This window comes from Methylomonas rosea, assembly GCF_024505055.1.
In the GTDB taxonomy this organism is placed as follows: Bacteria; Pseudomonadota; Gammaproteobacteria; order Methylococcales; family Methylomonadaceae; genus Methylomonas; species Methylomonas rosea.
In genome coordinates this window covers 1-25,405 of record NZ_JANIBL010000075.1, presented here as the reverse complement: position 1 = coordinate 25,405, position 25,405 = coordinate 1, and the positions used below count along the sequence as shown (strand labels likewise).

Annotated in this window: 24 protein-coding genes; 4 read left to right on the top strand and 20 right to left on the bottom strand. The window is 52.7% G+C overall.

Annotated features, from left to right (window positions below):
• Window positions 1-68 precede the first annotated feature (68 nt).
• Window positions 69-731, top strand: a complete 663-nt coding sequence (locus NP589_RS19045; RefSeq protein WP_256608381.1) for an LCCL domain-containing protein — start codon at window positions 69-71, stop codon at window positions 729-731.
• A 320-nt stretch (window positions 732-1,051) separates the two neighbouring features.
• Here the strand turns inward: NP589_RS19045 and NP589_RS19040 are convergent, their stop codons facing one another.
• From NP589_RS19040 to NP589_RS18975, 14 genes are all read right to left on the bottom strand, one after another.
• Window positions 1,052-1,801 carry a PEP-CTERM/exosortase system-associated acyltransferase gene (locus tag NP589_RS19040; RefSeq protein WP_256608380.1) on the bottom strand — a complete coding sequence of 250 codons (750 nt, stop codon included), beginning with the start codon at window positions 1,799-1,801 and terminating at the stop codon, window positions 1,052-1,054.
• Between the two features lie 374 nt (window positions 1,802-2,175).
• The gene (locus NP589_RS19035; RefSeq protein ID WP_256608379.1) at window positions 2,176-3,126 is read right to left on the bottom strand and encodes a glycosyltransferase family 2 protein; all 951 of its coding nucleotides are present in this window, start codon (window positions 3,124-3,126) and stop codon (window positions 2,176-2,178) included.
• Window positions 3,119-4,321 carry a glycosyltransferase family 4 protein gene (locus NP589_RS19030; RefSeq protein ID WP_256608378.1) on the bottom strand — a complete coding sequence of 401 codons (1,203 nt, stop codon included), beginning with the start codon at window positions 4,319-4,321 and terminating at the stop codon, window positions 3,119-3,121. The genes NP589_RS19035 and NP589_RS19030 overlap by 8 nt, the downstream gene beginning before the upstream one ends.
• Window positions 4,322-4,343: 22 nt before the next feature.
• Entirely contained in the window at window positions 4,344-5,213 is an 870-nt protein-coding gene (locus tag NP589_RS19025; RefSeq protein ID WP_256608377.1) for a glycosyltransferase family 2 protein, read from the bottom strand.
• The gene (locus NP589_RS19020) at window positions 5,210-6,001 is read right to left on the bottom strand and encodes a glycosyltransferase family 2 protein (RefSeq protein WP_256608376.1); all 792 of its coding nucleotides are present in this window, start codon (window positions 5,999-6,001) and stop codon (window positions 5,210-5,212) included. Before NP589_RS19020 ends, NP589_RS19025 begins: the two co-directional genes overlap by 4 nt.
• 3 nt (window positions 6,002-6,004) lie before the next feature.
• On the bottom strand, window positions 6,005-6,934 hold the full coding sequence (locus tag NP589_RS19015; protein WP_256608375.1) for a class I SAM-dependent methyltransferase: 930 nt from the start codon (window positions 6,932-6,934) through the stop codon (window positions 6,005-6,007).
• A gap of 35 nt (window positions 6,935-6,969) precedes the next feature.
• Complete coding sequence (locus tag NP589_RS19010; protein ID WP_256608374.1) at window positions 6,970-8,289, bottom strand: lipopolysaccharide biosynthesis protein; 1,320 nt, start codon at window positions 8,287-8,289, stop codon at window positions 6,970-6,972.
• 9 nt (window positions 8,290-8,298) lie between these two features.
• Complete coding sequence (locus tag NP589_RS19005) at window positions 8,299-9,558, bottom strand: O-antigen ligase family protein (RefSeq protein ID WP_256608373.1); 1,260 nt, start codon at window positions 9,556-9,558, stop codon at window positions 8,299-8,301.
• 100 nt (window positions 9,559-9,658) lie between these two features.
• Window positions 9,659-12,013, bottom strand: coding sequence for a polysaccharide biosynthesis tyrosine autokinase (locus NP589_RS19000; RefSeq protein ID WP_256608372.1), 2,355 nt, complete (start codon window positions 12,011-12,013; stop codon window positions 9,659-9,661).
• Between the two features lie 3 nt (window positions 12,014-12,016).
• Window positions 12,017-13,117: a polysaccharide biosynthesis/export family protein gene (locus tag NP589_RS18995; RefSeq protein ID WP_256608371.1), complete on the bottom strand. Its 1,101-nt coding sequence runs from the start codon at window positions 13,115-13,117 to the stop codon at window positions 12,017-12,019.
• Window positions 13,118-13,129: 12 nt separating this feature from the next.
• On the bottom strand, window positions 13,130-14,551 hold the full coding sequence (locus tag NP589_RS18990) for an undecaprenyl-phosphate glucose phosphotransferase (RefSeq protein ID WP_256608370.1): 1,422 nt from the start codon (window positions 14,549-14,551) through the stop codon (window positions 13,130-13,132).
• Between the two features lie 548 nt (window positions 14,552-15,099).
• Window positions 15,100-15,288, bottom strand: a complete 189-nt coding sequence (locus NP589_RS18985; protein WP_256608369.1) for a hypothetical protein — start codon at window positions 15,286-15,288, stop codon at window positions 15,100-15,102.
• Window positions 15,275-15,859: an ATPase gene (locus NP589_RS18980; RefSeq protein ID WP_256608368.1), complete on the bottom strand. Its 585-nt coding sequence runs from the start codon at window positions 15,857-15,859 to the stop codon at window positions 15,275-15,277. Before NP589_RS18980 ends, NP589_RS18985 begins: the two co-directional genes overlap by 14 nt.
• Window positions 15,860-15,877: 18 nt before the next feature.
• Entirely contained in the window at window positions 15,878-18,727 is a 2,850-nt protein-coding gene (locus NP589_RS18975) for an NACHT domain-containing protein (protein WP_256608367.1), read from the bottom strand.
• A gap of 333 nt (window positions 18,728-19,060) precedes the next feature.
• Here NP589_RS18975 and NP589_RS18970 point away from each other — a divergent pair, with 333 nt between their 5' ends.
• The 3 genes from NP589_RS18970 to NP589_RS18960 all read left to right on the top strand — a co-directional run bounded on the left by NP589_RS18970 (window position 19,061) and on the right by NP589_RS18960 (window position 21,240).
• On the top strand, window positions 19,061-19,363 hold the full coding sequence (locus NP589_RS18970) for a hypothetical protein (protein WP_256608366.1): 303 nt from the start codon (window positions 19,061-19,063) through the stop codon (window positions 19,361-19,363).
• Window positions 19,364-20,127: 764 nt separating this feature from the next.
• Window positions 20,128-20,352 (top strand): transposase, encoded by a 225-nt coding sequence (locus NP589_RS18965; protein ID WP_256608365.1) that lies wholly within the window; start codon window positions 20,128-20,130, stop codon window positions 20,350-20,352.
• 18 nt (window positions 20,353-20,370) lie between these two features.
• Window positions 20,371-21,240, top strand: a complete 870-nt coding sequence (locus tag NP589_RS18960; RefSeq protein WP_256608364.1) for an IS3 family transposase — start codon at window positions 20,371-20,373, stop codon at window positions 21,238-21,240.
• Window positions 21,241-21,270: 30 nt separating this feature from the next.
• On the opposite strand, the gene NP589_RS18955 is transcribed toward NP589_RS18960, so the two are convergent.
• Genes NP589_RS18955 through NP589_RS18930 form a run of 6 tightly spaced genes read right to left on the bottom strand, consistent with a single transcriptional unit; the run spans window position 21,271 to window position 25,185 of the window.
• Window positions 21,271-22,545 (bottom strand): (Fe-S)-binding protein, encoded by a 1,275-nt coding sequence (locus NP589_RS18955; RefSeq protein ID WP_256608363.1) that lies wholly within the window; start codon window positions 22,543-22,545, stop codon window positions 21,271-21,273.
• Window position 22,546: 1 nt separating this feature from the next.
• Entirely contained in the window at window positions 22,547-22,999 is a 453-nt protein-coding gene (locus NP589_RS18950; RefSeq protein ID WP_256608362.1) for a hypothetical protein, read from the bottom strand.
• A 3-nt stretch (window positions 23,000-23,002) separates the two neighbouring features.
• The gene (locus tag NP589_RS18945) at window positions 23,003-23,965 is read right to left on the bottom strand and encodes a DUF364 domain-containing protein (RefSeq protein ID WP_256608361.1); all 963 of its coding nucleotides are present in this window, start codon (window positions 23,963-23,965) and stop codon (window positions 23,003-23,005) included.
• A gap of 9 nt (window positions 23,966-23,974) precedes the next feature.
• The gene (locus NP589_RS18940) at window positions 23,975-24,355 is read right to left on the bottom strand and encodes a hypothetical protein (RefSeq protein ID WP_256608360.1); all 381 of its coding nucleotides are present in this window, start codon (window positions 24,353-24,355) and stop codon (window positions 23,975-23,977) included.
• The gene (locus NP589_RS18935; RefSeq protein WP_256608359.1) at window positions 24,352-24,858 is read right to left on the bottom strand and encodes a hypothetical protein; all 507 of its coding nucleotides are present in this window, start codon (window positions 24,856-24,858) and stop codon (window positions 24,352-24,354) included. Before NP589_RS18935 ends, NP589_RS18940 begins: the two co-directional genes overlap by 4 nt.
• A gap of 3 nt (window positions 24,859-24,861) precedes the next feature.
• Window positions 24,862-25,185, bottom strand: a complete 324-nt coding sequence (locus NP589_RS18930) for a (2Fe-2S) ferredoxin domain-containing protein (RefSeq protein ID WP_256608358.1) — start codon at window positions 25,183-25,185, stop codon at window positions 24,862-24,864.
• Between the last annotated feature and the right edge of the window lie 220 nt (window positions 25,186-25,405).

Genomic DNA, 25,405 nt, shown 5'->3' with positions numbered 1-25,405 from the left:
TTTATCTTGTGTAGATTCCCGGAACGGCTTACCCTGTGGCCTTAAGTTTTTCGGTTTGGGAGACATCGATGGACGAAATCGTCAAAGCGCTGTTTGGCGCCCCTTTAGCCACGGTATTTGTGATCGCGGGCCTGATATTTTTACTGGTCGCGGTGGTAGGTAATATCAGCGGCAAGATAGAGCCGGGCCCGAAAGGGCGACTATTTTCAGGGATATTGGGATTGGCGTTCGTGATTGTCGGTTTAGCCATGCATTTCGCGCAAAATTTCGTTCAACCATCAACCACGCCGAATAGCCCGCCGGCTCTCACTAAACCAGCAGAACAAATTGCCGTGGTGCCGCAAGCAGCCAACAACTCGCTCGTTAACACCCCTGCCAACCAAGCACCAGCGACGCTCAATCTGCCGGCAAATGCCGAAATAATCGAAGCGGGTTGCAGTTTTTCGGGTATGCAGATCGAGGGCGAGCCGGGCTCGACTCATTTAGTAGCTTGTCCGGCGGATTGCGATGCGGCTTATCAAATATTGAACGGCACCGACACCTACACCAACAATTCTTATATTTGCCTGGCCGCTATCCATGCCGGGCTGATCGGTCCTCAAGGCGGCACCGTGCAAGTGATCATCGAAAAAGGCCGCCCTGCTTACCGAGGTTCGATTCGCCATAAAATTCAGTCTTCCGATTACGGAAAGTACGACGGCTCTTTTCGGCTCGCGTCGCCTACGCAATAGGTGGAAACAGCTTCAGCTTACTCGGTATGTCGCTAGTGGAGATTGGAGCGCAAAGGCTTAGCGACGAGCAGCTACGCAATTACTTTAAAGAAGGGAAATTACGGTGAACATATCTATGAAGAGTCTAAACACAGCCGACAAACTCGGCCGGAAGTTACCCCATGAGGGAGGACTTTTAGCACACTAACCTTCACAGCATTTGCTCTGCCCATTTTTAATGGGTCGCCAAGCGCAAGTAGGGCTTGTTGAATGCTTTAAAAAATACGCTGGAACGAATCCGCTGGGTATCCGATGACTAAAAATGATCGCGCGCCAATATCCTAGGCTCTTTGCCGCTTAGCCGCAGATTGCTCAAGCAGTTCTGAATATTTGCGATAATCCACTTGATAGTCTTTTTGCCACAAAGGATTGGCAAGAATATGCTCGACATCCAAAGCGTAAGGAATACGTTGGCCACGATGATCGCAAGCGCCGCCTACTTGTTGCATTTCGAAACCCTCTTTCTTGACCGCGTAAGCCAAGGATGGCGTCACCAATATGTACCACTGTTTAATATCGTTCTGCGCCGAGTAGACGACCGCAGCCCGGTACAAGCCCCACATAATGCTGCGAGTCTGATTTTTAATGGTGTGCAGATATCTGATGTTACCGCTGTCTTTCGCGGTTTGTTCCGCATCCGTATCCTGTTGCGGGAAAGCCCTTGGCGCGAAGCGTCTGGCTTCTCGCAATACGCAGAGGCGGGATATTTCTATGGATTGCTGGTATTGCTGAGCGCTTATCGGTTGGTCGGGAACACATTTGGCTTCGAAAGGGAAAACGGCTTGGTTCTGATAAACCAATCGTAATGCACCCAGCCATTGCCCGGTGTATCTGTGTCGAACCATGAAATGCACGGAATGGCGATCCCACTCGTCAAATTCCATTTGTTCCGGAAAATTTTCTTTATCCTCATAACCCATCTCGTCGCAATAGACTTGGTATCTGAGGTTGTAATGAATTCGTTTGCTTTCAGGCGTGTCAGCTAAAAAAACCTCAAAACAACTATCAAATGAATGCTTTTCAGAAATCAAGATGAAACTCCATAACGTAATTAATCAAATTCCCTAAACATCCGGGCACTACTCTTCAAACTCAAAGAATTGATAACAATGGTTCTGTTATCCCCGCTCTATCAGTGAAAGACCCTATTGGCCTTTATGCACATCCGACAGTGTGTTTTTGCCAAATCTTTGCTGAACCATACTGGCGAGACGCCTACATACAATTAACAGAAAAAACAGGTTCGGACCGGAAAAACACAATGTTGGTTAGGAATCTACAGAGTCAAGATGAAGAAAAACTGTAATTTAGATTAGGATAAGATGAAGATTGGATTAATTTTAGAACCAGTTTTGCCGTTATTCCGCGGAAATACTGGCTTAATTGATGTCCGGAAATTATCGCGTCACGATCTGCCGTTACCGATATTTTCAGAAATAGCGCCTACCCAATACGCTTTATGCAAACTAAAGCATCTGTTCAAACTCTGCGGCATTCTAGCGTGCATTGTCCCACCCATTTTATAGCCCAGCCATTTCAAACCGGTACGCAAACATGCCGACGGTAGCAGCCAAGGCGCATTTTTCAGCAGATACTTCAGCTCTGACACGACAAAACGCCGGCCTTCGCCCGAAGCTCCGCCAAAGGTTTGCTGCAACCAAGCGGTATGCGCATGAAACACGCCGATGTCGAAATAGCGTTTAAATTCGTCGAAAAACCCGTAATCGTGCGAATGATATACGGCCGCATCGCCGCAATATGCCACTTTCCAGCCGTTTAGCAACATCTTGCCAACCACAAAAGTATCTTCGTTCATGATGGTGTTGAGCGGAAACCCGCCAACTCCCATTAGCGCACTGCGCCGATAAGCGGCAAAAGAATTGGAAATAAACACGGTCTTGATACCGAATTTCGCCTTATCTTGCAAACTGCGCAACTGGCTTTGCGTTGGATAATTGAATAAACGGGCATGTGCGCCGATTGGCCCGGCGTTGCGATGCGGCAATTGCCGACCGTAAGCTGCTCCGACACTTTCATCAGCGAAGGCCGCCACTAACTTTTCGATGGCATCGGGCCCCGCCAACAGAGCGTCCTGAGTCAGAAATACCAGAATGTCCGCATCCGCCAGTCGATTCACGCCAAATTGACGGGTACCGCCGTGATTAAACTCGGATTTGGGTATTACCTGCACATCAAAACCCGCTGCAATTGCCAAAGCCACCGTATGGTCGTCGGATGAGGAATCTATCAGCAGCAAATAATCCGGCTTCAGCGTTTGTGCGGCGAAGGCCTGCAACCACGACTCCCAAAGTGCACCGGCATTCAGGGTCGGTACAATCAAGCCCACTTTATTCATAAGAAGAACCCTCTATCAAGGACTGCGGCAATTTAGCTTGATCGATTTTTGTCAACACTTTCCAGACTTTATCACCTAGTTTAACCGGGTCCAGCTGCTGTTCGACATATTCACGGCTACGCAGCGACATTTCTTGCCAGGTCGCTTGATTGACCACTTGCGTTTGCCGCAGCACGGCACAGACCGAAGTCTCGTTGCGCTCAAACACCAAACCCGCGCCATAGCTTGCCAAATGATCCCAAGCCAAGCCTTTCGCGACCAGCACCGGCCGGCCGGCCGCCATCGCCTCGGCGACCACATTGCCAAAGTTTTCGCGCATGCCGCCGGTTTCCTCCAAACCGGACGGCAACACCAGAAAATGACTGTCGGCCAGCAATTGCTTTACGTCAGCAACCGGCAAATAGCCTTTGTAGCTGATGGCCCCTTGCGCCTGCGCCAGCAAATCCTGGAACTCTTCGAAATAAGCGCCATCGACACTGCGGCCGGCCACAACCAAGCGGTCATTGGGCCGGCGCGTTTTTAACCAGGCCCGGATAAACGCGTTAATGCCCTTTTCTTGCTGAACATGACCCAGAAAACATAGCTGCGTGCCCTGACCTTGCGGATAGCCGGCGACTTGAAACTCTCGACTGTCGATGCCGTTCGGCACCAATAAAATCCTGGCATCCTTCCCCAACACGTCGGTTACGCCCATCGCTTCTGTATCGCTGGTGCAATGCACCGCAATAGCTCGACGTAAGGTCGGGAAAGTCAGCCGTTTGTAGAACAACCATTTATGCGGCTTCTGCCGGCGGATCAGCGCGACATGTTCCGGCATCAAGCCGCCGTGTACTGCCACCATAAACGGCCGGCGCAGCAATACGCAAAACACCGCCGCCAAGGTCGAAGGCCAGGTCGCAATGCCGTGGATATACAGCCGCGGCGCTTGCCAGCAAAGTTTGAATATCGCCGGAATGGCGCGCAGACCAAAGCCCCAACGCCGAAAGCCGTAACAGCGGTACAGCCTGACATCGACTTGCTTGCCCAGCTTTACATCCTCCTCACGCAAGCGACCGTCTATAGACTCGTCGGTAGCGACCAGCGCCATGTTGTGGCCGCGTTCCGCCCAGGCTTTGGTCAGAACCCCACAGGTGACCGATACGCCGCCATAGCCTTTAGCCGGCGGCACATGGGTTGTGACAATACCTACATCCATTTCATTTCTCCTGAAACAGTCTTTAAATACACTTTTCTGATTTGCCGTACGCCAAAAACCCGCGCCAGATACCCACCAGGTTGTAAAACGAATACGCCAGTTTTTGCGGATTGAAGGTGACCAGCGCCACGGCCATTTTCAACACCGGCGCGACAAACATCTTGCGTAATATGTAGTACCAAATGAATAGATCATGCTGATTGGTAAACTTACGAATGTAAGCGCCGATGCCGGTGGAATACATCAACATCCTGGCAGTGCCTAGTTTGTAATGATCCTTGTTGGCGTGAAAGATCTTGATTTCGGGCGTGTAAAACGCGTTACCGCCGGCGCGCAACAGGCGGTACAGCAATTCAAAGCCTTCCGCGCCCGAGTACTTGGAACCGATGCCAAAATCGTGATCCAGATGAAACTGCCGCCTATCGACCCGTTGCAGATCAAAAAACTGGGTAAACTCCACGCCCATCATCCGGAAGCGGTTGAAATAGCCGGCTTTGTGGCTATTCACGCCGATGCTGAACCGGTTGGCGGAAAAATCGTAGGAACCCGCCACCAGAATGGCGAGGTCTTTGCGGCGATTAAATTCCGCCACCACTTTCTCCAATACATCCTTGTCATAGGCACAATCGTCGTCGGGAAAGGCGACGATACGGCCACGCGCCAGACCGATGCCGTAATCCCTGGCCCGCGCGTTGCCGGTGAAATCCACCTTGATGTGTTTGATGTCCATCAGCGCCTTGTAGGCTTCAAGGATGGCGTCGATCTTGCCGTCACGATTTTGATCGATGACGATCAGCTCGAAGTTTTTATAGGTTTGAAACAGTAGGGATTTCAAAAAATCCAAGACTTCGCAGTCCCTGCCCAAGGTTGCCAATACCAACGAAACTTTCATAGCGCACTCCTCTCCCAGTTACCGGCTTTTGCTTGCAGATAAATCGTGGCCTCGTACCAGGTAAACATCAACGCAAACTCCAAACCCGCCGCGCCGTCCAAAAAACCGCCACGCAGCAGATAGTGATAACCAAACCGCGCCAGCACCCGCAGCCAGGAGCGCCCCAGCAATACGCTTAAGCGGCCGCGCGTCGTCATCAGCGCGCCGGCAGTCGGTTGCAACTGCACTTCTTGCGCGGCCTTGCCGACGTGTTTGTGCATCCACTCTATGATTTCGCCGTGATAAAAATAATGCTCGTAAGGAATGTCGGAATAGCCGATGCGGCAGGTATCCAGCACCGCTTCGCCATGCCCGGTGTGATTGCGCACAAAGCGGGTAGTCTCGCGGCGCACCAGCCTGGGGTGATAGATCGGATAGCCGGGCGCATGATTCAGACGTTTGCCGCGCAGATAAAGCACCGACGGCACCATCAATACATCGATGCCATTTGTCTCGGACAGCTTGGCCTCAAACCAGTCGTAAAAGGCCTGCGGATAGATTTCGTCGGCATCGACGAACAAAATCCACGGCGTGTCTATACCGCACTGCCGGATCGCAAAATTGCGTTGTTCGGCAAAACCCGGCCAGGGATTGCGATGGATCGCGCAGCCTCGTTCTTGGGCAATCGCCAGCGTGTTATCGGTACTGCCGGAATCGACGATCACAATAGGGTAACGAGCGGGGATGCCGGCTAAACAGCGCGGCAGATTGGTTTCCTCATTTTGGGTCAGAATAACGACGGTCAACATGGCTTATTTCTTCACCGCGTAGACGTTCAGATAAATACCCAAACCCAAGCCATCCATTAACACCGCAAACGGAATCTGCGCGTACTTCACCAAGGTGTCTGCGAGTTTGGCCAAACCGCCTGTCAACCCTAAGCGCCTGGATAGCGCGTTGTACTGAATCCGCGTGACTTGCTCGGTTTTAACTACCTGCAAACCGTTGCGTTCCAGCAAGCTTTTAAGACCTTGCTCGGTAAAGTAATTGACGTGCTCCGGCACCCACAGGCAGGCGTTCTCCTTGGTACCCAGCAGTTTGACCAAAAACGACGCATAGTTAGGAACGGCGCACGCCAGCACGCCGCCGCTTTCCAGCAGATCGGCCACTCTGGCGATAGTGCGGTCCGGCTCAAGCAGATGCTCCAACACTTGCGACATCACCACGACGCCAAACGCTTGCTCCGGCTGATACTGCTCGAACATGATCGGCAAGGGCTGGTCGCCGTTTAAATCCTGAAACACCCGGTTTTCATACTGACCGGGATTGATGCTGACGGTGCTGTAACCCAACAAGCGTAAGGCTCGGGTATAAAAGCCAAACCCGGAACCAATATCCAGAGCCCGGTGATTGCCGGACTTGTTCAACTGGTCGGCGTGCAGCGCCATGCGCTTGGCATCGACGGTGCAGTTAGGAAATGCCGTTTCCCGGTCCAACACTTCGTCCAGCGTAATCGCCTGCGTCAGCGCCTGACCGGAATATTGATAGATGGCTTGCAACCATTGCCGATGCGGTGGTTGATTCAAAAAACCGGTGCCGCAACATCCGCAGCGATAAATCCGAAACACTTTGCTGCTCGCGCTATCTGTGTACAGATAGTCTTTTTGCCGCCAAAAACCGATTTTCTCCGCGCCGCAAGCCACGCATGCGTGCAGCACTTCGCCGTAAGTTTCTGTTGTCATTGTTGCGTATGTCATAGTCTCCACCGTTGTCACGCTTAAGCATCAGCCGCGAGCGGCTCTTGTCTCAATATTTGAATAGTTCCAGGCATGGGGCTGGTAGCCGCTTGCCAGGGTTTTGCCAACAGCGCCAACACCAAGGCTTCGACCCCAAAATAAACCGGATTGGCCCAGGCCGCGCCAGGTAAACCGTATTGGCTGACCAGCAAGGGAATCGTCATCGCCGCCGTAACCGCACCGCACAAACGCCCTTTCAGCAAGGTTTTGGTGCGCTTATGCGCCAGTAGCGGTTGCGCCAGCGCCGTACCCAAGGCATGCAAGGCACAGCCCAGCGCCATGGCCGGCATTAAATCCACAGCAGCGTGATAGGACTTGGCCAGCACCATGGAAGCCACCCAATCCTTAGTCAGCAGCAACAGCAACAAACCTGCCACGCCCAAGCCCGCGACACTGGCTATCCAGAACCATAAAATCGAATAGGCCTTTTGCAATTGTTGTGAGGAGAAGGCTTGAAAATAGGCAGGCTGAAAGGTGCGCAGCAATACCATCGCGCTACGGTTGAAGGCCTCGTTGACGACCATATAAGTTGCGGCATACAAACCCACGTCGGCGGCGGTCAGCAAATAGCCGATCACATAGCGATCACCCAAACCGTTGATCCAGAAAATCAACTCCATCGGAATCAAGGGCAAGGCATAAACCCAGACTTCGCGGCGGAAAGACCGGCTGTCGGTCGCCGGCGGTCGCACGCCGCTGCGGCGCTTCACAACCATCCAAACCAGATTGGACAGCAAGCTGGCCAGGATATAACCCAGCAACACCCATTCCGGATTGCCGCCCAGCCACCAGACCAACGCAATCGCCAAGGCCGGCCTTAACACGCTGTCGCTGGTTTGCCAAAGACTGGCCAGACGCTGTTTGCGCTCGCCTATCGCCAACTGTATGCCCAACTCGCGCTGCACGGTCATCGCCAACAACACGCCGGCCAGCAAAAACAGCACGCAGCTGCCATCGATAAAATAACCGTAGGCAAAACCGCCCAGCACCAGCACGGCTATCGCCAAGGCGGTGACTTGCAAGGTCAAGCTCGCGACTGCGGCATGCAAAGCGTTGCGTTCGCCGGCAGTTTCACATTCCGGCACGATACGCATGCCGGCGCAGATAAAAGGGTAAGAAAACACCGCCACACCCAGCGCGACAAAACCGTTCAACAAGGCCACTTGACCATAAACCGCCGGGCTAACCAGTTCAGTCAGTAAGCGCGTACCCAGCAACAAGGCCAGCGCCGACGCCGCCTGACCGAACAAAGCCCAAAACGCATCACCGCATAATTTGGAATTTTTTAAGGCACTAAACATATGCAAGGGTTATCGCCAAGGCTGCGAGTAATTGGTTTGCGCGGATACCGGTGCTTGTGCCATGTCGGAATTAACCGCATGTTTTTTCGCGGCGCAGCCTAGCACCATGCCCCACAACAACATCAACAGGGCATTCTGCGGAAAATACTCCCACATATTAAACGTCAGGCCGGCGGCGAAGATAAACATGGTCACCAAACCTTTATTGGGGTGGACAGACATCCGTGTCGTGATCCATAAAAACGTCAGATAGGCCAGTAAGCCGATCACGCCGTAGCCGTTCAACAAGAACAAATACAAGCTGTCGGAATCGAACTGGCCGGGAAAATACTCGGCACCGAACAGCAGATTGACGGTGTTGGAACTCAAGCCCAAGCCCCAGCCAAACAACACATCCATCGGCCCGTGCACATGATCGGCAAACACCCGCTGCCACAAATCGATCCGGCCATCCTGGGTGGGATCGGCATCGTCGCGACCGCTCAATAAGGGGCTGGAAGCCAAAATCAAGGCTCCCACCGCCAACATCGGCGCCGGCATCAGCAAAGCCCAACGATCACGCGGCCGCAATGCGGCATACACCTGAAAAAACACCACCAACAAGGAACTGATAAACGCCGTGCGCGAACCGCTGAGCAAGGCTAAAAATACACTTAACGCCAACCAACGGCGCATGCCCGGCACCAAGGCAAACACCAGTGCGCAAGTCGCCATCGTCGCGCCGAACAAATTAGGGCTAACAAAAGTACCGAACGGCCGGCCGCCGCCCAGCATCGACACGCCGAACAAAGGCGGCGCCCACAAGGCCTGGGCGATGGCCAATACCGTCTGCAACACCAGGTAAAAGCGCAGATAGCTGGCAAACTTGTACAACACATAATCGCCAGCCCCCAGACGGCTGGTGACGAAACCGATCAAAGCCACCGGCAGATATTCGAACACCCGCAGGCCGGTCAGCGGCACGACCAGCGGCAAATCCAGATATAAGGCGTAACCCACTTCAAACAACACGTAGCTACAAATCACACCCAGAAACGCCAACACCGAGCTGCTAAAAATCCCGTTGCGCAAACGCGGTTCCAGCCAGGCGTAAACGATCAACACAGCCAACAAGGCCTCGCGCAGAATCCGCAACCCCATTTCCTGTTCGCCGTAGACTTCCTTGACACCTGCCCAAGCCGATTCAACTTGCGGCAGCGAAGCCACCGTGGACGCGCCTACCAACGCAATCAACAATACGGGCAGGTCTTTTTCCAGACGGATTCTCATGGGCGCGACAGGCATCGTAGGGGCGAATTTATTCGCCCATTTGCAAGCGCTGGGCGAATGAATTCGCCCCTACCTGACGGGCTTATCACTGACATCCCGCTCAAACCCGCTCATCGGTTTCAGCAGGAACCGGCAGCAATTCCCTATCCAACTGCTTACCCAACCAGTCGCCCACCGCGTGATATTTATCGCTCCAGCTGGACTCGTCCTTCGGTTCCTGGTCGGCGCGTTGGTAGGCATAACCGTAATACGGATAGTAAGACGAGCCTTCCTTCATATCGTTGATGATGAAGCCATTGGGTTTGATGCCCACTTGCTGGAAGCGGCGGGCGCTGACTTCCAGTTCTTGCGCGGTATAACGGCCTTCTTTCACGACCAGGAACGTCGCGTCGGCATGCTTGCCCAGAATGGCCGCATCGGTGGCGCCTAAAATCGGCGGCGAGTCGATGACGATGTGGTTATAAAAACTTTTCAACTGCTCCAGGGTTTCGGACAATTCGCCCAGTACCAATAACTCGGCCGGGTTTAACACCATATTGCCGCGCGGGATTAAATCGATACCCACATCCGGCAAGCTGACGATCACTTCGCCCAGCGTTGCCCGACCGGCCAGCAAATCGGACAAACCTGGTTGTTTACCTATCGAAAAGGTATCGTGCAAACGGCCGTTGCGCATGTCGGCGTCGATCACCAACACCCGTTTCTTGATGCTGGCCAGCAAGGCCGCCAAGTTGGCGCTGACAAAGGATTTACCCATGCCCGGCGCCGGACTGCTGACCATGATCACCTTGCTTTCATGCTGCGCCAAAGTGGCTTCCAGCGTGGTACGCAGGCCGCGCAGCGACTCGACCGAAATATCCAGTGGATCCTGGCTGACTAAAATACCGTTGTCTTTATCCTTGCCCAGCAAGCGTCCCAGTTTATGCTGCTTCTTGCTGTGCGGAATCGCGGCGAACAAGGGCAAACCCACTTGGTATTCCAGCAAGGCCGGGTAATTGTCGTGGCGTTGCAGCGAATGCCTCAGAAAAATTAATGCCGACCCCAAGCTCAATCCCAACAGGCCGGCAATTGCCAACAACAAGCTAGGTTTGGGCCAGTACGGTTTTTCCGGCGTGACCGCGAAATCGACGATGCGCGAGTTGCCTAAGGAACCGGCGGCAGCGATGCGTTGTTCCTGAGCGCTATTTAATAAAGAGGTATACAGCTCGGTGTTGACCTGCACATCTCGCGACAAACTCACCATGTTTTGCTGGGTTTTCGGTAGATCTTTAATGCGCTTTTCCAAAGCCGCCAATTTATTATTCACGCGTTTAATTTGCGCATTGGTGGAGATCATGTCCGGATGCTCGGATTCCAAGCGCTGGCTTTGTTCGTCGTATTTTTGCTTGAGCTGAATGCCCAGGGTTTCCATATCCGACGCCTGTTTCAGCAGGATCTCAGCCTCGGCGGAAATATCCACCGCACCGTGCTTCTGCCGATAAGCGCTCAAACCTTGTTCGGCTTTTTCCAGGCGTTCCTTGACGATAGGCAACTGGCTTTCCAGAAAACTCAGTTTTTGCGAAGCTTCGGCCGACTCCCAATTCACAGTGGCATTCACATAAATCGCCGCAATATCGTTTACCGATTTAGCCAATTGCTCTGGGTCGCGGCCTTTCAACTCCACGCTGAGGATGTCGGTATCCTTGGATACTTCTTTTACCGCAAAGGCTTTTTGCAAGGTTTCGATGGCCGACAGCGCGGTGCGGCGGGTTAATTCAAAATGCGTCCCCGGATGCGCCTCCAGCGTTTCGACTTTAATCGTCACCGGCGTTTTCTCGCCGATCTCGGCAGTCAACACTTCGCCAACCTGACCGGCCAACAATTCGTCGCCGCGCGGGTCGACTAGCTGGAATCGACCGTCTTCCAGCGCGATCAAGGTAAATTGTTTTTCCAGATAGCGATCCGGCACACTGAACGCGGCGATTTTCAGTTTTTCGCCGCCCCAAGCCCAGCGGCTGAAGCCCCACCAGGCATCCGCGATGCCGTCATGGGCATCATGACGGCGCGCCAAGGTCTCGCCAATCAACGGGAAAAAATAAGGCTCGGTTTCTATGGTCAAATTCAGGTTATCCACGACCTTGCCCAACACCGAACGCGAGCGCAAAATCTCAACTTCACGCTGCGCGCGCGGGCTTTCGGCTTCTGCCGGCGCTTGGTTGTTTTCGCTGCGCAGCGTCGCGGACAGCAAGGCCTTGTTTTTGTCGATTCGCAGCAAGGCGTCAGCCTTGTAAGTGCGCGGCGCCAACACCAGATACACGGTGGTTATCAGCAACACTGAACACAGCGCAATGAAAATGGTTTTACGGCCTTCGATCAGCAAATCGACATAGTCGCGAATACTGACGCTAGGCTCTGCCATCCGCGCCTGATTCACCGTTTGCAATACCGGGGTAGCTTCGTTTTGTGTATACATCATTGCTTACATCCCCATCATCGCGGCTTGCGACATGATTGCGGTGAAAGAGCCAGGTAAAATCTGGTTCAGCACCCTTGACCATTGCGTAACACCGGCAGTACCGATGAACAGCGTGTCGTGGGCTTGCAGCGGAAACTGATCAGCCAGAATCATCGCGTCGGGCGATTCGGCATCCAGTTGGAAAATTTCCGGATGCATGTCACCGGCGCGAATCACGTAAATATCGCCGGGCCGCGAGGTATTGAAATCAACCCCGGAGGCTTCGGCCAAGGCTTGCGACAAACTCATGCGGCCTTTGTTGATCTGGATGGCTTGCTGGCGATTGGCCTCGCCCATCACGAATACCTTGCTGTCTTTTTGATCGCCGACATTCAGCACGTCGCCGTCTTTCAACAACAGGTTCTGGGTGGTCAGGCCTTTTTCGTACATGGACTGCACGTCCAATTTGTAGAGCTTGCCGTCGCGAGCCAACGCCACATTGGCAAAATCGGAATCTTTCGTAGAACCGCCGGCGCGGGTAATGGCTTCCGCGACGGTTAAAGGTGTTTCGTTCATGGTTTGCACGCCGGGACGCACTACCTCACCCACCACTGCCACCCGATGTGCCTGGAAGGACAATACGCGGATATCGAGCTTGACCTTTTTGAAATACTTAGACAGCTCGCGAGTCAAATCGGCGCGGGCCTCGCTGACGGTTTTACCGGCAACATGAATGCTGCCGACATAGGGGTAATAGAGGTCGCCGTTTTCGTCGACCACTTTACCGGCCAGTTCGGGCATAATTTTCTCGCCGCCGGGATCGTTCAATTCCGGATGCTCCCAGACGGTGATTTGTAATCTGTCCTGCGGACCGATGCGGTAGCTGGTTTTATTGGGGTCCACGGGTGGCAGGTTGTTAATGACCTGCCGACGATTAGTCTCCCTCTCGATGATCAAATCGGCGGTAATCGGCACGATGCGGACTTTTTCCTTTACCAACTGCCCGTCTCTATTGGTTGGCAGTTCGATTTCGGTCATACCGTTATCGTTATTCATATCCATGCCCGGCGCCAGGAAACAACCGGGCAAGGTTAAAATCAGCATGATGGGAATCAATCTAAACATGTAAGCAATTCCTTAGTAGGCGTTTTTATTGATAAATCCGGTCAGCACGGTGCGGAAGGCGATCTCCAGATCGAACCACAGCGACCAATGCTGGATGTAATACAAATCGTGTTCGATGCGGCGGTTCAAATCGGTGTCGCCACGCCAGCCGTTGACTTGCGCCCAGCCGGTAATGCCGGCTTTCACCATGTGTTTTTTCATATAGTTGGGAACTTGGTCTTTAAAGACTTCGACGAAATCCGGGCGCTCCGGACGCGGACCGACCAGCGACATATCGCCGCGCAATACATTGATCAATTGCGGCAATTCGTCCAGGCTGGTTTTGCGCAGGAAGGCGCCGAACGGCGTGGCGCGATTCTCGCCGGGCTTGGCCCAGACTGCGCCGGTTTTGGCTTCGGCATCGACCGGCATTGAGCGGAATTTCAGCATCGTGAACGACCGGTTATTCCAACCCACCCGCTCCTGCCGGTAAAATACCGGGCCGCGAGAACTCAGCTTCACGCCCACTGCCAGGAATAGCATTAGGGGGCTGATCAGCATCAACAACAGCAAAGCCAACAAGCGATCTTCCACTTCCTTGATGTAGCGATTGATGCCATGCAGCGGCGACACCGAGAAATCCAGGGTCGGGATGCCGGCCACGGTGTTCAAGCTCAGGAATTTGCTTTGTTTGAAAGCAAAACAGTCGATCACCAGACGGATGCTGACAGGCAAATGGCGGAGTTGATATTGCGCACGTTCGGTCAAAGACTCACCTTGATAGGCTACCCAGACTTCATCAATGGCTTGAGCGGCGATGATACCCGGCAGATCTTCCAGCGTACCCAAGCGCGGCAACGCGAAGTCGTTAACCGAATGCCGGTCGGCGCCTCTATCGTCCACATAGCCGACCACTTGCAGCCCGGCCCAGGACGAATGATTCAACTGCCGGGCCACTGCCACAGCCATTTGATTCAAACCCACCATGACGATGCGGCCTTGCGACCAACCGCGCGCCCGCAAAAAACCCAGCATTTGCGATAACACGCCCCGCGCCACCAACACGAAGACCAAACCCAACACGCCCCAGGACGCAATCCAGCGATAACTGGAGCCGAACCAAAAATGCAATCTTATTAGTGCAACGATGGACACCACCGCCACCAAAGCCGAAACCCAGGCTCTGACTATACGAGCAATCTCGCCGCGCATCGCATCGTTACGCCAAGGCCGATACACCTGGCCAATTTCGAAGAAGATGATGGCACCCAATATACCCAGCGCGATGACGATCCGGTAATCCTGATCGACGACGTACTCGCGCAACCAAAAATAGTGAGTTACCCAAGCGGCAGCAAACAACATGGCGACGTCGATGACGCGCAGCAACAGAATCACCGTGTGTCCATACTGCTTGAAAAGCCCGTTGAAAATATTTCCCAAACCGAGTGGCATGTCTGTTTAACCCCTATATCGTCTTTTTCCAATGACATGGGTCACCGTCCCTGGAAACCCAACCTGATGCGAACGGGTTAATCACCTCTATTCGCTTAGGTATAGAGATTACAGAGTCAAGATGAGAGAAAGCCTGAGGGTTTAATTAAGATCGTATTAGGAACGGCTTAACTTTGGATGAGGTTTTTTTTGGGGAGGGTTATTGGTATCCAGGAATGGGCGTTCCAAAAGGGATGCAGCGAGTTGGTCAGACGACGGCTACTGCGTTCGGTCAAGAACTGCCTCATACTGAAGCAATTTCAATGACCTCTAACTGTTCGTTTGCCGCCATATAATCATCCGCAGTCGTAGGGTGCATGAGCGATAGCGTCATGCATCGAGAGGCATTCCAAGGCGGCGGATGACGCTCTGCTTATCCGCCCTCCCCCCAAATTTAGCCGAGAAGATGATCGCCCGCAAAGCGGATATGGCCCGGCGTTTGATGTAAGGATTGGAGTCGAGGTTGGGCGGTTGGTTGAACAGTGCGATGGCTAAAGCCAGTAGAAAAACTACGAGCTCGAATCGTCAGCGGGCTTAGGCGCGTCATCGCCAACCAACACTGGTCCGCCATCCTGCCAAATCACCGCATAATGGCCCAAGCGCCGCTTGCGTTCCAAAGTCTGCTCGGCGGTCTGGCGCAAGCATTCCAGGATGGCAAAGGCGTCCGGTGTCGGTGTTAAATTTTCAGAGTTTTGCATGACTGGCCTGGGCTAATAGGTGGCTATAGTATTCCGAATGATGAATTCTGACAGGCTGATACCTGCTTTGCTCAAACACCAACTCGGGAATGCCGCTGATATTCATATAACACGAGGTGGAATCCACAATGGGCGCGAATTCGTAAAACAAATTATAGAGACTGCGCGGAAAGCGGCGTTTGATGTCGTCGGATGGAATGTTATGACCGCCGTGACGGACCCGCTCCGCAACGCGCAATCGGGACATTTCGGCGCTAGGCAAAGCCAGATAAATCAATTCGATCCGCCAGCCTTGTGCCCGCAATCGATGTATCAGTCTCAGATAACTTCGGCCCGCCAGCGTTGTTTCGAAAGCGAAGTGTTCACGAGCACTAATACTCCGTTCGATTTCCTGTAAAAACAAGCGGCTGGCTTCCAGCAAGTGCCGTTCCGGCGCCAGTGGCGATAAGCCGGCGGCAATCAAATCGGCGTTGATAAATCGCCGACACCCCGCCAAGGCGGGTAAAAAATTCAGCGCGAAGGTAGTTTTTCCCGCGCCGTTCGGGCCGGCGATGATCCAGCAAGTAAGCATGGTGCTAAACACTATCGTTCAAACCGGAAGAACGGCAACATTCGCTTGCCGATGCCGTTGTTGATCCAGCATGGCTTGCAGGACGTCACGGCGGAGTTCCCATTGACTGGCGGGTAAACCTTCGAAAAGCCGGTACAAGAATCTCTCAACCGCTCTACCCGCCAGGCCTTGGGTATTAACAACTTCTAATGCGGAATCAACCCTATAGTCATACAGCTCTTTCAGTTCCAAAAAAGCATCCGCCAATTCAGTAGCTTCGTTCTCATCCCAATCCGCCTGCGCAACTCGCAAAATCAGCGCTGAATACTTATATTTTCCCTCTACAAAGTTTTCCGGCGACACCCTGACTTTTGAGCTTACTTTATGCCTGGTTATACAGGCAATACTTAGTAACCGCACCAAACTAGTGTTTTTTGGATTTGCGATAAACATGCCCTCAAGACTCGCAGCGAAGCCATTTTCTTTCGTATTGCTAAACAATCTGATAAATGAGTTTTTTTCTAAAGCCTCTAAAATAAATAACGACTTTTCAGAGGCCCAGAACTCTTCAGGGAACGCGCCTAACATATTCCAATAAAACGTAGCTCTTTGTTTGTTAACTACAATTTCAAAAACGTCATCGATCGGCATGCTTGTCCAAAGCTCATTTTGTTCCGCCATCACAGACAAAGCAAATAAAATACAACCAGCTATTTTGACCTTGGCCTTAGATGACTCAAGCGACGCCCATAAATCGTATAACTGATGCATTATCAATATATTACAGTTGAGAGAAGTAATGGTCGCTCCGGGCAAGTCGAATGGGTAGCCAATTTTGCTAATTTGATCGTCAAATGGCAGATTTTCTGTCGGTATATATCTTAGGTCATCCGTGGTTACACCAAAGATTTCCCAACGGGTTTGCGCAGCAAACCAATCTTCTTTATCACCCAATTGTCCGTTTTCTATTGCCTCAACCAAACAGGTATATTTCTCGTCTTCAAAACCAGATAAGATACAAGCCGAAACAGGCCATGGCAGCCAATTTAGCAAACGTCCTAATAATTTCCGCTCCGATTCGGACCAAGAAAAATACTCTTGAATCAATTCCGCCAAATCCAATTTTGAGCAATTTAGCCCTGCCATAAACTTAGATACTTTTACCAGCCATTTCCATTGAAAATGGAATTCACCGTCGATGACTAAGTTGTTTATTGCGTTAGCCTCTTGATTATCCAATGGAGCAACTGAAAACCTAAAACATTTAGAATTGACACCTTCAATTGCAACTTTTACTTTTTTATTTTCAGCAAAACCGTTAAAGAAATCTCGCCATCTATCTGACCGTTGAATTAGTATCGAACAGTCATTGGACCATCCATTTTCATTTCCGTAAAAGGATTTTATCGGCGCGACTCTCAAAACGGCCAGCGCATATTCGTCAGCCAACCAATCGCTTTTATTTATTCCAGATAAAGACTTAATGATGTTAAGCGAATCTTCAGCATTACCAGGCCACTGGCTTTTTGCTAACTCATGCGCCCAAATGACACTTTGGAAATCCAAATGCAGCAGTACGCGCCAAGCCGCTAATTGCCGCTCAAACAGACTATTATTAAACTGTTCTCCAATCGCGGATTTAAAACATTCTTCTAGCGCCGGGATATATTGATTCGCCAGCCGAATTTGTTCCTCACAAGGCGGCAATTCCAGCAAACGCAATGCCAGCTTCGCAAATAATTTCAGTTGGCCCGGCGCTTTTGCTAATGCGCCGTCTTCGAGTATTTCCAATGCCAATCTCGATCCAGCGAGGGTGGCTTTTTCCAATTCACCGCCATCAATTCCCTCACCCTCGTTCAGCTCGCAACACAGGGTATACAGCGTGTCACGCAAATGTTGCCGCTCGTGAAAACACCGGCCGGCGGCGAATAGAAATACGTTACGCCAATGCGCGGCAGGCGCGATGGCGCGCAAGCGTTGGCTGACATCTTGATCGCTGCCGTTCATCAAGCATTCCGCCGCCATAAACTCTTGCAGCGAGCGTATCTCAAAACCCACTTTATCCGCCTGCGGGGCCACCAGAAACACTAAGCGATCGATCGAGGCATTGACGATGTCCATTTGCAAGCGTTCGCCGTCTGGACCTGTGTGGCCTTCGCTCGCCAGCCGCTGCTTAATCAGTTCGGCGAACTCGGTTTGCGACAATAAGGCATCGGTTCCGCCGGACTGTTCGGATATGGCTTGCAAGCGCAATCCCACGCGCTGGTGAATTGCATCGATGTCGGCTTTATAGGAGTTCAAAAGCTCGGCGGCCGGGATGTCCCGTTGTTGCTCGCGGTTATAAATCACGCCATAGTAGTCGTTGAACAAGCGCCAGCGTTCGCGCGGCGGTTGGCCGACATTTTCCACCAGCATCGCCATGATGGTGACTTGCAACGGACTGCGCATCAGCCGGGCGGTGGCTTCTTCCGCGCCGGCGCGCTGCAAGCGCTGTGTTAAGTTGTCGATTTTGTCGCGGTCGCCGCCCCAGCGCTGTTCCAGCAAGCGGTCGGCGTAATGCAGCGCCCGAGGCACATCCAACGGTAACAACTCGAAGTGCCGATAATAAGCGGGAGAAAAATCGTTGTTGTAACCTTGGGGCCGGGTGGTGGCGACTAATAGCAAGTCGGCATTACAAGCTTGGGCGTCGATTAGAAAATGCTGGATCGAGTTTATGACCTGCTCGCGATTCGACGATACCGGCACTTCGTCCAACCCGTCCAGGACGATGAGCCACGGATAAGTCTTCAGCCAGCCGCGCGAGTCGTCGGTTGTTAAAGTCCTTTCCGACAGTTGCTCGATCCGTCGCAACAGGTATTCAAATAGTGAGGTCGTTCTACCGGCGGCCAAATCGGCGGCGAAGCTGTTCAGCACGACCCGAACTGGAAATCTCGGCATGCAGGGCAATACCAAACCTTCATGGGCGATTTGGTCGACGATTAACGCCGACGCCGTCCTAGCTTCCGGCGAAATCAGATGCTGATCTTCCACGCCCAACAGCGCAACCCGGTGAAGTTGACACAGAAATTGGCTGAGGGTGGTCTTACCTTGACCGGGACCGCCTATAAACACCACCCGACCGGGCAACGTCGCGCTGGAACTTAAATTTACCAATGCCTCATGCGGCGTGGCTTTGGGACTTAAATTCCACGATCCGATTTCCAAGAGACCGGAAATAGCCCCATGGGGTTGATGCTGATCCCCGGTCGGCAAATCGACAAAGACTTGCGCCAGTGGAATGCGCTCTTTCGGCTGGTGCCCAGCTTGATTGAGATTGACATATTGATCGGCGCACAGCTCTTTTTGCAGGTAGCCCGTCATGACCTCACGAAAATCGTGACGTTGCGGCTGCATCATTTTTATCAATTCCGCCAACACGTCGCCGGCGGTGATCCAGGCCGCGTAAGTCGTACGCACATCGGCGCAGCCATCCAACATGACCCGCAGTTGGTCGTAATCCCAGATGCGAAAATCCTTAAGCCCTAAAGCTACTTTTTGGCTCTCCAGATAACGATTTAACCTGTCCTTGCCGCCGACCTCGGCAACCGGCGTCAGCACCACGTTGGTGGCAAAAATGTAGTATTCCGGTTTCTTTAGCGCGCTGGTCGGCGAGGTGAATTTTTTGAGTTCGCCTTTGAGTTCTTGTAACGCCCAATCGCCGTCCTTTCCGCTACCTTCCGGGCGCTGCTTGAATTTAGCCTGAACAACGCCGTAACCCTGCCAACGCTCGGCGTTATTGGGAAAGGCAATGTTTCCTTCGAAGGTGGCTTCGCGGCCGCCGTCCGGCCCGTCGCCGAAAATAACAATACCGGGGCCGACGACCGAATGCGCCAAGGATTGAATCAGTTGCTAGAAAGAGCGGGTAGAGAGGCGGGATAAATCGTAGTCCATGATTTTTGGCATTAAATGAATTACTTCCGACGAAAACAGCGGCCAGACTTATGAAACGTAGCGCCATGCGTTTGAGTAGCACTGCTCTTGTCTCCCGTGTTCTTTAAGCTAACGAATGAATGCTGTCAGTTTGCAGTGCAAACATTACAGTTGAAAACTGAATGACGGCGTTATTGAAGCACAACATTGTGCATTTGTTGGGTATAAAATTTCGCCTTCCAGTACTCCGAAGCATACTGTCACTGATGTCATTGATAAAAACCCCCGTCATCCTCATAGCCGGCTTTCTCGGCAGTGTAATGGTTTAATGATTCCGGACACTTCAAAAGGCAGACTTTATACTGTCATTAGAGGTGACCATGACAAACGAGAAAAAACACAAACGCGCCAAATACAATCTGGAATTTAAGCAAGATGCCGCCAAGCTGGTTCTTGAAAAAGGTTACAGCCAGCAACAAGCGGCTGATCATCTAGGCATATCATTAAGCGCCATGGGGCGCTGGGTTCGAGCGGAGAGCCAGTCATCAGCTAATGGCTCGGCGATGAAAAAGCCAAGCTTGAGCCTAGGGGGCATGATGAATTGATTCGCTTGCGCAAGGAAAATGAACAGTTGCGAATGGAGCGCGAGATATTATAAAAGGCCGCAATCTTCTTTGCGAAAGAAGCCGAATACCCACAGGGCACAAGTAAAATACGGGTTTATTCAGGTGCAACAGAAGACGTATCCAATGACCGCGCTTTGTCGAGTGATACAGGTGAGTACCAGTGCCTATTATGAATGGTTAAAGGCCCCGCAGGACAACGACAAAGATCAACGAGATCAAAAAGTTGCCGAAAAAGCCAGGCAAATTTTCCTCGACAATAAGCAGAGTTTTGGTTCCCGTCGTTTAGCGGACCGATTACAAAAGCAAGGCTTTGCCGTTGGGCGCTTTAAAACGCTGCGCATCATGCGAGATTTAAAATTGCAGGTTCGCTATCCCAAGCGATTTAAAGTCACGACCGATATCACCTACGTGTGGACCCTACAAGGTTGGCTGTATGTCGCGGTGGTGATCGATCTGTTTTCCCGCCAAGTGGTGGGCTGGGCTATTGACGATCACATGCGCACTTCGCTCTGCGTACGGGCATTGCAAATGGCTTTCTGGCGCCGTAAGCCGCCGCCTGGCCTGTTGCATCATTCAGATCGTGGCGGCGAGTATGCAAGTCGGGATTATCGCCAGCATTTAGCGGTGGTGAAGATGGAACATAGTATGAGCCGCAAAGGTAATTGCTGGGACAATTCGCCGACCGAACGATTTTTTCGCAGTTTAAAGCATGAGCAACTTAACTACGAAAAATTCAAGACCCAAGCCTCGGCGAATCTGAGCGTAATCGATTATTCGGCTTTTTATAATGGCCGCCGATCACATTCAACATTGGGCTATCGATCCCCGCTCGAATTCGAACGGGAATTTTATAGTAACGCTGCCTAAACAGGTGTCCGGTTTTTGTTGACCATTACACTACACCCTATCCGCCAACAAGCGTATCGGATGCACCAATTTCCGCGCGGTCTCGGCGCGGTCGGCATTGAGATAAAACGCGCAGCTGAAATTGCTGCTGACCACTACGTCGGCACCGGAGCCTTCGATGGCTTGGCGCTTGGCGTTGCGCAGTTGCTGGGCATTGTCGGGATGACTCAGCATATAGCTGCCGCCGGCACCGCAGCAGAGTTGATTGTCGGGCAAGGCTTCGATATTCAAACCGGGGATTTTCCGCAGCAGTTCGTGAACGGCACGGCCGTTTTTCAACACATTGCGCTGGCTGCAAGGCTCGTGTACCGCGACATTTAAATTGGACGCTGCCGGCTCCAGCGTATCCGGCCAATGCGCCAATAAAAATTCGCTGATGTCTTGCAAACTGCGGCCGAACCAACCGGCGGTTTCGCTATCGTCGCCTTGATATTCGCTGAGCATGGCGCCGCAACCGCTGGCGACATAGATCACCGCTTCCACTTCCAGCTCATAAAACGCTTCGATATTTTTATCTTTTAAGGCTTGCGCGGAACAGCCGTTGTGCTGATGAATTGCGCCGCAGCAGCCTTGACCTTCCGGCACGACGACTTCGTAGCCTATGGTATTGAGCAATTTGATCGCGGCTCGTTGGGTGGCGCGGTCGAAATGTTCCGCCAGACAACCGGTAAACAAGGCTACTCGCCCGCGCTGCCGCTGGCGTCTGCCGACCGGATAAATCCCGGCCAAGCTGCCTAAGGCAGGCTCGTTCAGCAAGCTTTCGGCGGTAGCCAAATTTAATTTACGTAGCAAGCCACTGGCTCTCAGCGGTTTTCGCAAACCCGAACGCAAATACAAAGACATTAAGGGCAAGAGCATGCGCCGCCGGCGTTTATGTTCGATTAGGTACATCGCCAGCTTGGCTAACCAGGACTGCGAAGCGGTTTGCTGGAGTTTCGCTCTGGCCTGATCGAACAAGGCACCGTAACTCATCCGGCTGGGACAGGCAGTCTCGCAAGCCCGGCATTGCAAACAGTTGTCCAGATGACCGCGCTCTTCCGCGCTGATAGGCGCATCCTCCACCAATATTTTGCTAATGGTGCGTATGCGTTGCCGCGGGGTTTCAGCATCGATTTCGAACAAACGGAAGGTCGGACAACTGCTGACGCACATGCCGCAGCGCATGCATTCGCTGGCTTCCGGGATATACGGACCGCTGGGCGCTGAGGAATCCGAGCCGTTATCGCCGGTAAATTCGCCAATGCCAAAATCCATAATATCGAACATGTTAGCCCTCCATCATTTTTGTGTAAGCCCGGCGCAATAATTCCATTTCGGCGGGCGGACGACCGCGTAATTCCGGCAGCGTGCGCATCTGGCAGCCCAAGGTCTGCATCAAGCGATGCGGCGGGTCCAATAATTTGAATCTAGCCATGTAGACGGTAACAATGCCTTTTGGGGTATCGACATATTCCTTATAACCGGCTTCGGCATACAGCAAATCGTTATCAAACCCCATAATTTGATTGATGGCACTGACCAGCGTTGCCGGATGAACGGTGATTTTCCCTTCATTTACCGTCGCGTCTTCATCAAAAGCGACGGACAGCGGCGGCAAGGATTGCGGAAAGCACACGCTGCCGGCGGCCTGTTGGGCAAACATGGTTAGGGCGCTGATATCGCCTTTGTACATCAACAACAATCTATGGCTGGCAAACACTTCCGGCACTGCAATATTCATGCACTATCCAGCGGCATAGTTGTCCCACAGCGATTTAAAACTGCTATCCAGCCGCGACAACCGGCTGTTGATCTGATCCAGCAAGGGGTAATGCGGAAAGCGCGCCTTATTGCCGTCGCGATACCATTGTTCCATCGCCTCGGTGAGCTGAGTTCTTTCGTTAAAGCAGTCGGCGATTTGCTGTTTCAACCAGCTGATACTGCTTTGCGGCACCAATTCCGCCACGCGATAGCGTAAGCCGTTGTTAAAGATCCGCACACCGCCGCCTTGGGCAGCGGTGTGATACAAGGCATCCTGATCGACGACTTCCACACCGGCCAGATAATCGATACCAAACTCATGTAACTGCGGCAGCCAGGGCACGGTGGGCCCCATCAACACGGTTTTGGCATGACTGGACAGTTCCACCAAACGCGGAAAGGTTTTATTGGGAATGCTGCTGGCAGTCAGAAACACCCAATCGGCTTGCGGCAGCAAAAACTCGCACGCCGAATCCGGCAAATCGGCGGCGGACGGCTGCCGTTCCAGAATGGTTAAATGCATTTTGTCTTGATAGCGTTCGATGCCTGGATACCGGCCAATCACCACCACGTTTTTGCTTTGCAATTGCGGCAGAAAATATTCGAATACTGCCAGATTGGCGTGTTCGTCGTGGCTGTCCAGCGCAACCGATTCCGGCAAGGGCCGGGCGTTGATACAGCTATTGATCGCCGCCATCGCCACCGTCGCCTTATAAGGCTCCCATTCGGTGATCCAGGCCGCCAGATCGGTGACCGGTTTACCGCCCAAGGTGCCCGACCACGGCAAGGTACGGGTGCTCTGCCCCGGACTCATTGCCAAGCCGGCGGTAGCCCTGCCCTTGCATTGGCACAGGGTCCAAACCACACCTATCATCAGGTTGTCCACCACGGCATCGCTGCTGCAATAATCCAGCAGCAGTTCGTACAAACGTTTTGGGTTAGCCATTGCCCCCCCTTATTGCGGGATGTCTAGCAATTTTGCTTCGGTTTTGATGTTGTCTTGCTGCCCCCAGGCATTGATGGCTTCGACGAACCATTGCTTTTTCGTCGGGTGCGGCTGCACAACATCGTATTCGGCATAAAAACTGCCGTCGCCATGAAATTTGATCTGGCCGATGCGCTGCTTACTCGCGCTGTACCAGTAACCCACCAGATCCTGGGTTTGAGTAAACGGGTCGGTCACTAAGCTGAATTCGGCGGCATCGAAGTCCGGTAAGCTCAGCTGGGTTTGTACCGAAAAGCCCAAGCGGGCAATGTTCTCGGCAATGCGTTGACATACCGCTTTACCGAACATCCGTTTGGCCTCGACATGTTCGCTTATGCTGCTGGCGGTCACGCGGCATCCTCCATCACTGCATCGGCCAGATCCATAATCACCGACGCACCGGAACGATCTTCCGGATCGAGCGCCCGCATCACCACCAAAATGGATTGCGCTTCCGCGTCCAATTGCCGGCGCAGCTTGATAAAGGCGAGGGCTTTTAAGCTATACAGGTAAAACAAGGCGATGTCGCTGGCATACATATCCCACTGACCCAGCTCGCGGGCCAATTGCCGATAGTCCGCCGGAAAGCCACCCTGCCGAGCGGCCTCGGTCAGCGCGGCCATCACTTCGCACTCGGCTTCCAGCAGGCGGCCTTGATAAAAATAGAATTTATACAAGGCAAAATAGGTTTGCAGACAAGTACCATCCAAGGCTTGCGCCTGTCTGAAATATTTTTCCGCCAAGGGCTTGTCGGCATGACTGGCAGCCACCGCCATCTGCAACAGTTTATTCACTTCTTCCGGCACATCCGGACTGAACAAAACCCGCTCTTCAAAAAAGCCAAGCTGAGTCATGTTTTACCAAACCTCGGCAGGCGCTACCAGGGCGGCGACCGGTGTACCGCCCAATAGATGCTGGTCGATGATGGTCGCCACATCGTCCTTGGTCACCTTGCCGTACATAACGCCTTCGGGATAGACCAATACGCTCGGGCCCAGCATACAAGGCCCCATGCAACCGGTGTTGGTCAAACCGATTTTCTCGAACAGGTTGCGAGCCTGAATTTGGTTCATGAACTCGTTCATCACATCGGCACAGCCGCTGGCAGTGCAGGAGCCGCGTGGATGGCCTTGCGGACGAGCTTGAGTACAGACGAATACATGTTTATCGGGACGAGGCATAGTAAGTATCCTTATTTAGTTCGCTTTAAATGAGGTGTCGCTATCGCGACGGAGTATTTAATGTCGGTTCCCGCACCGACAAGCGGGATACTTTTCTTTGTTTGGCCAAAGAAAAGTATCCAAAAGAAAAGCCACCCGGATTTCGCCCTGATCCTGCGCTTCTCGTTTTTTGCAGGGGTTGGCGAAAGGGGCTTCCTGCCCCTTCGCCAACGAGCGGCAT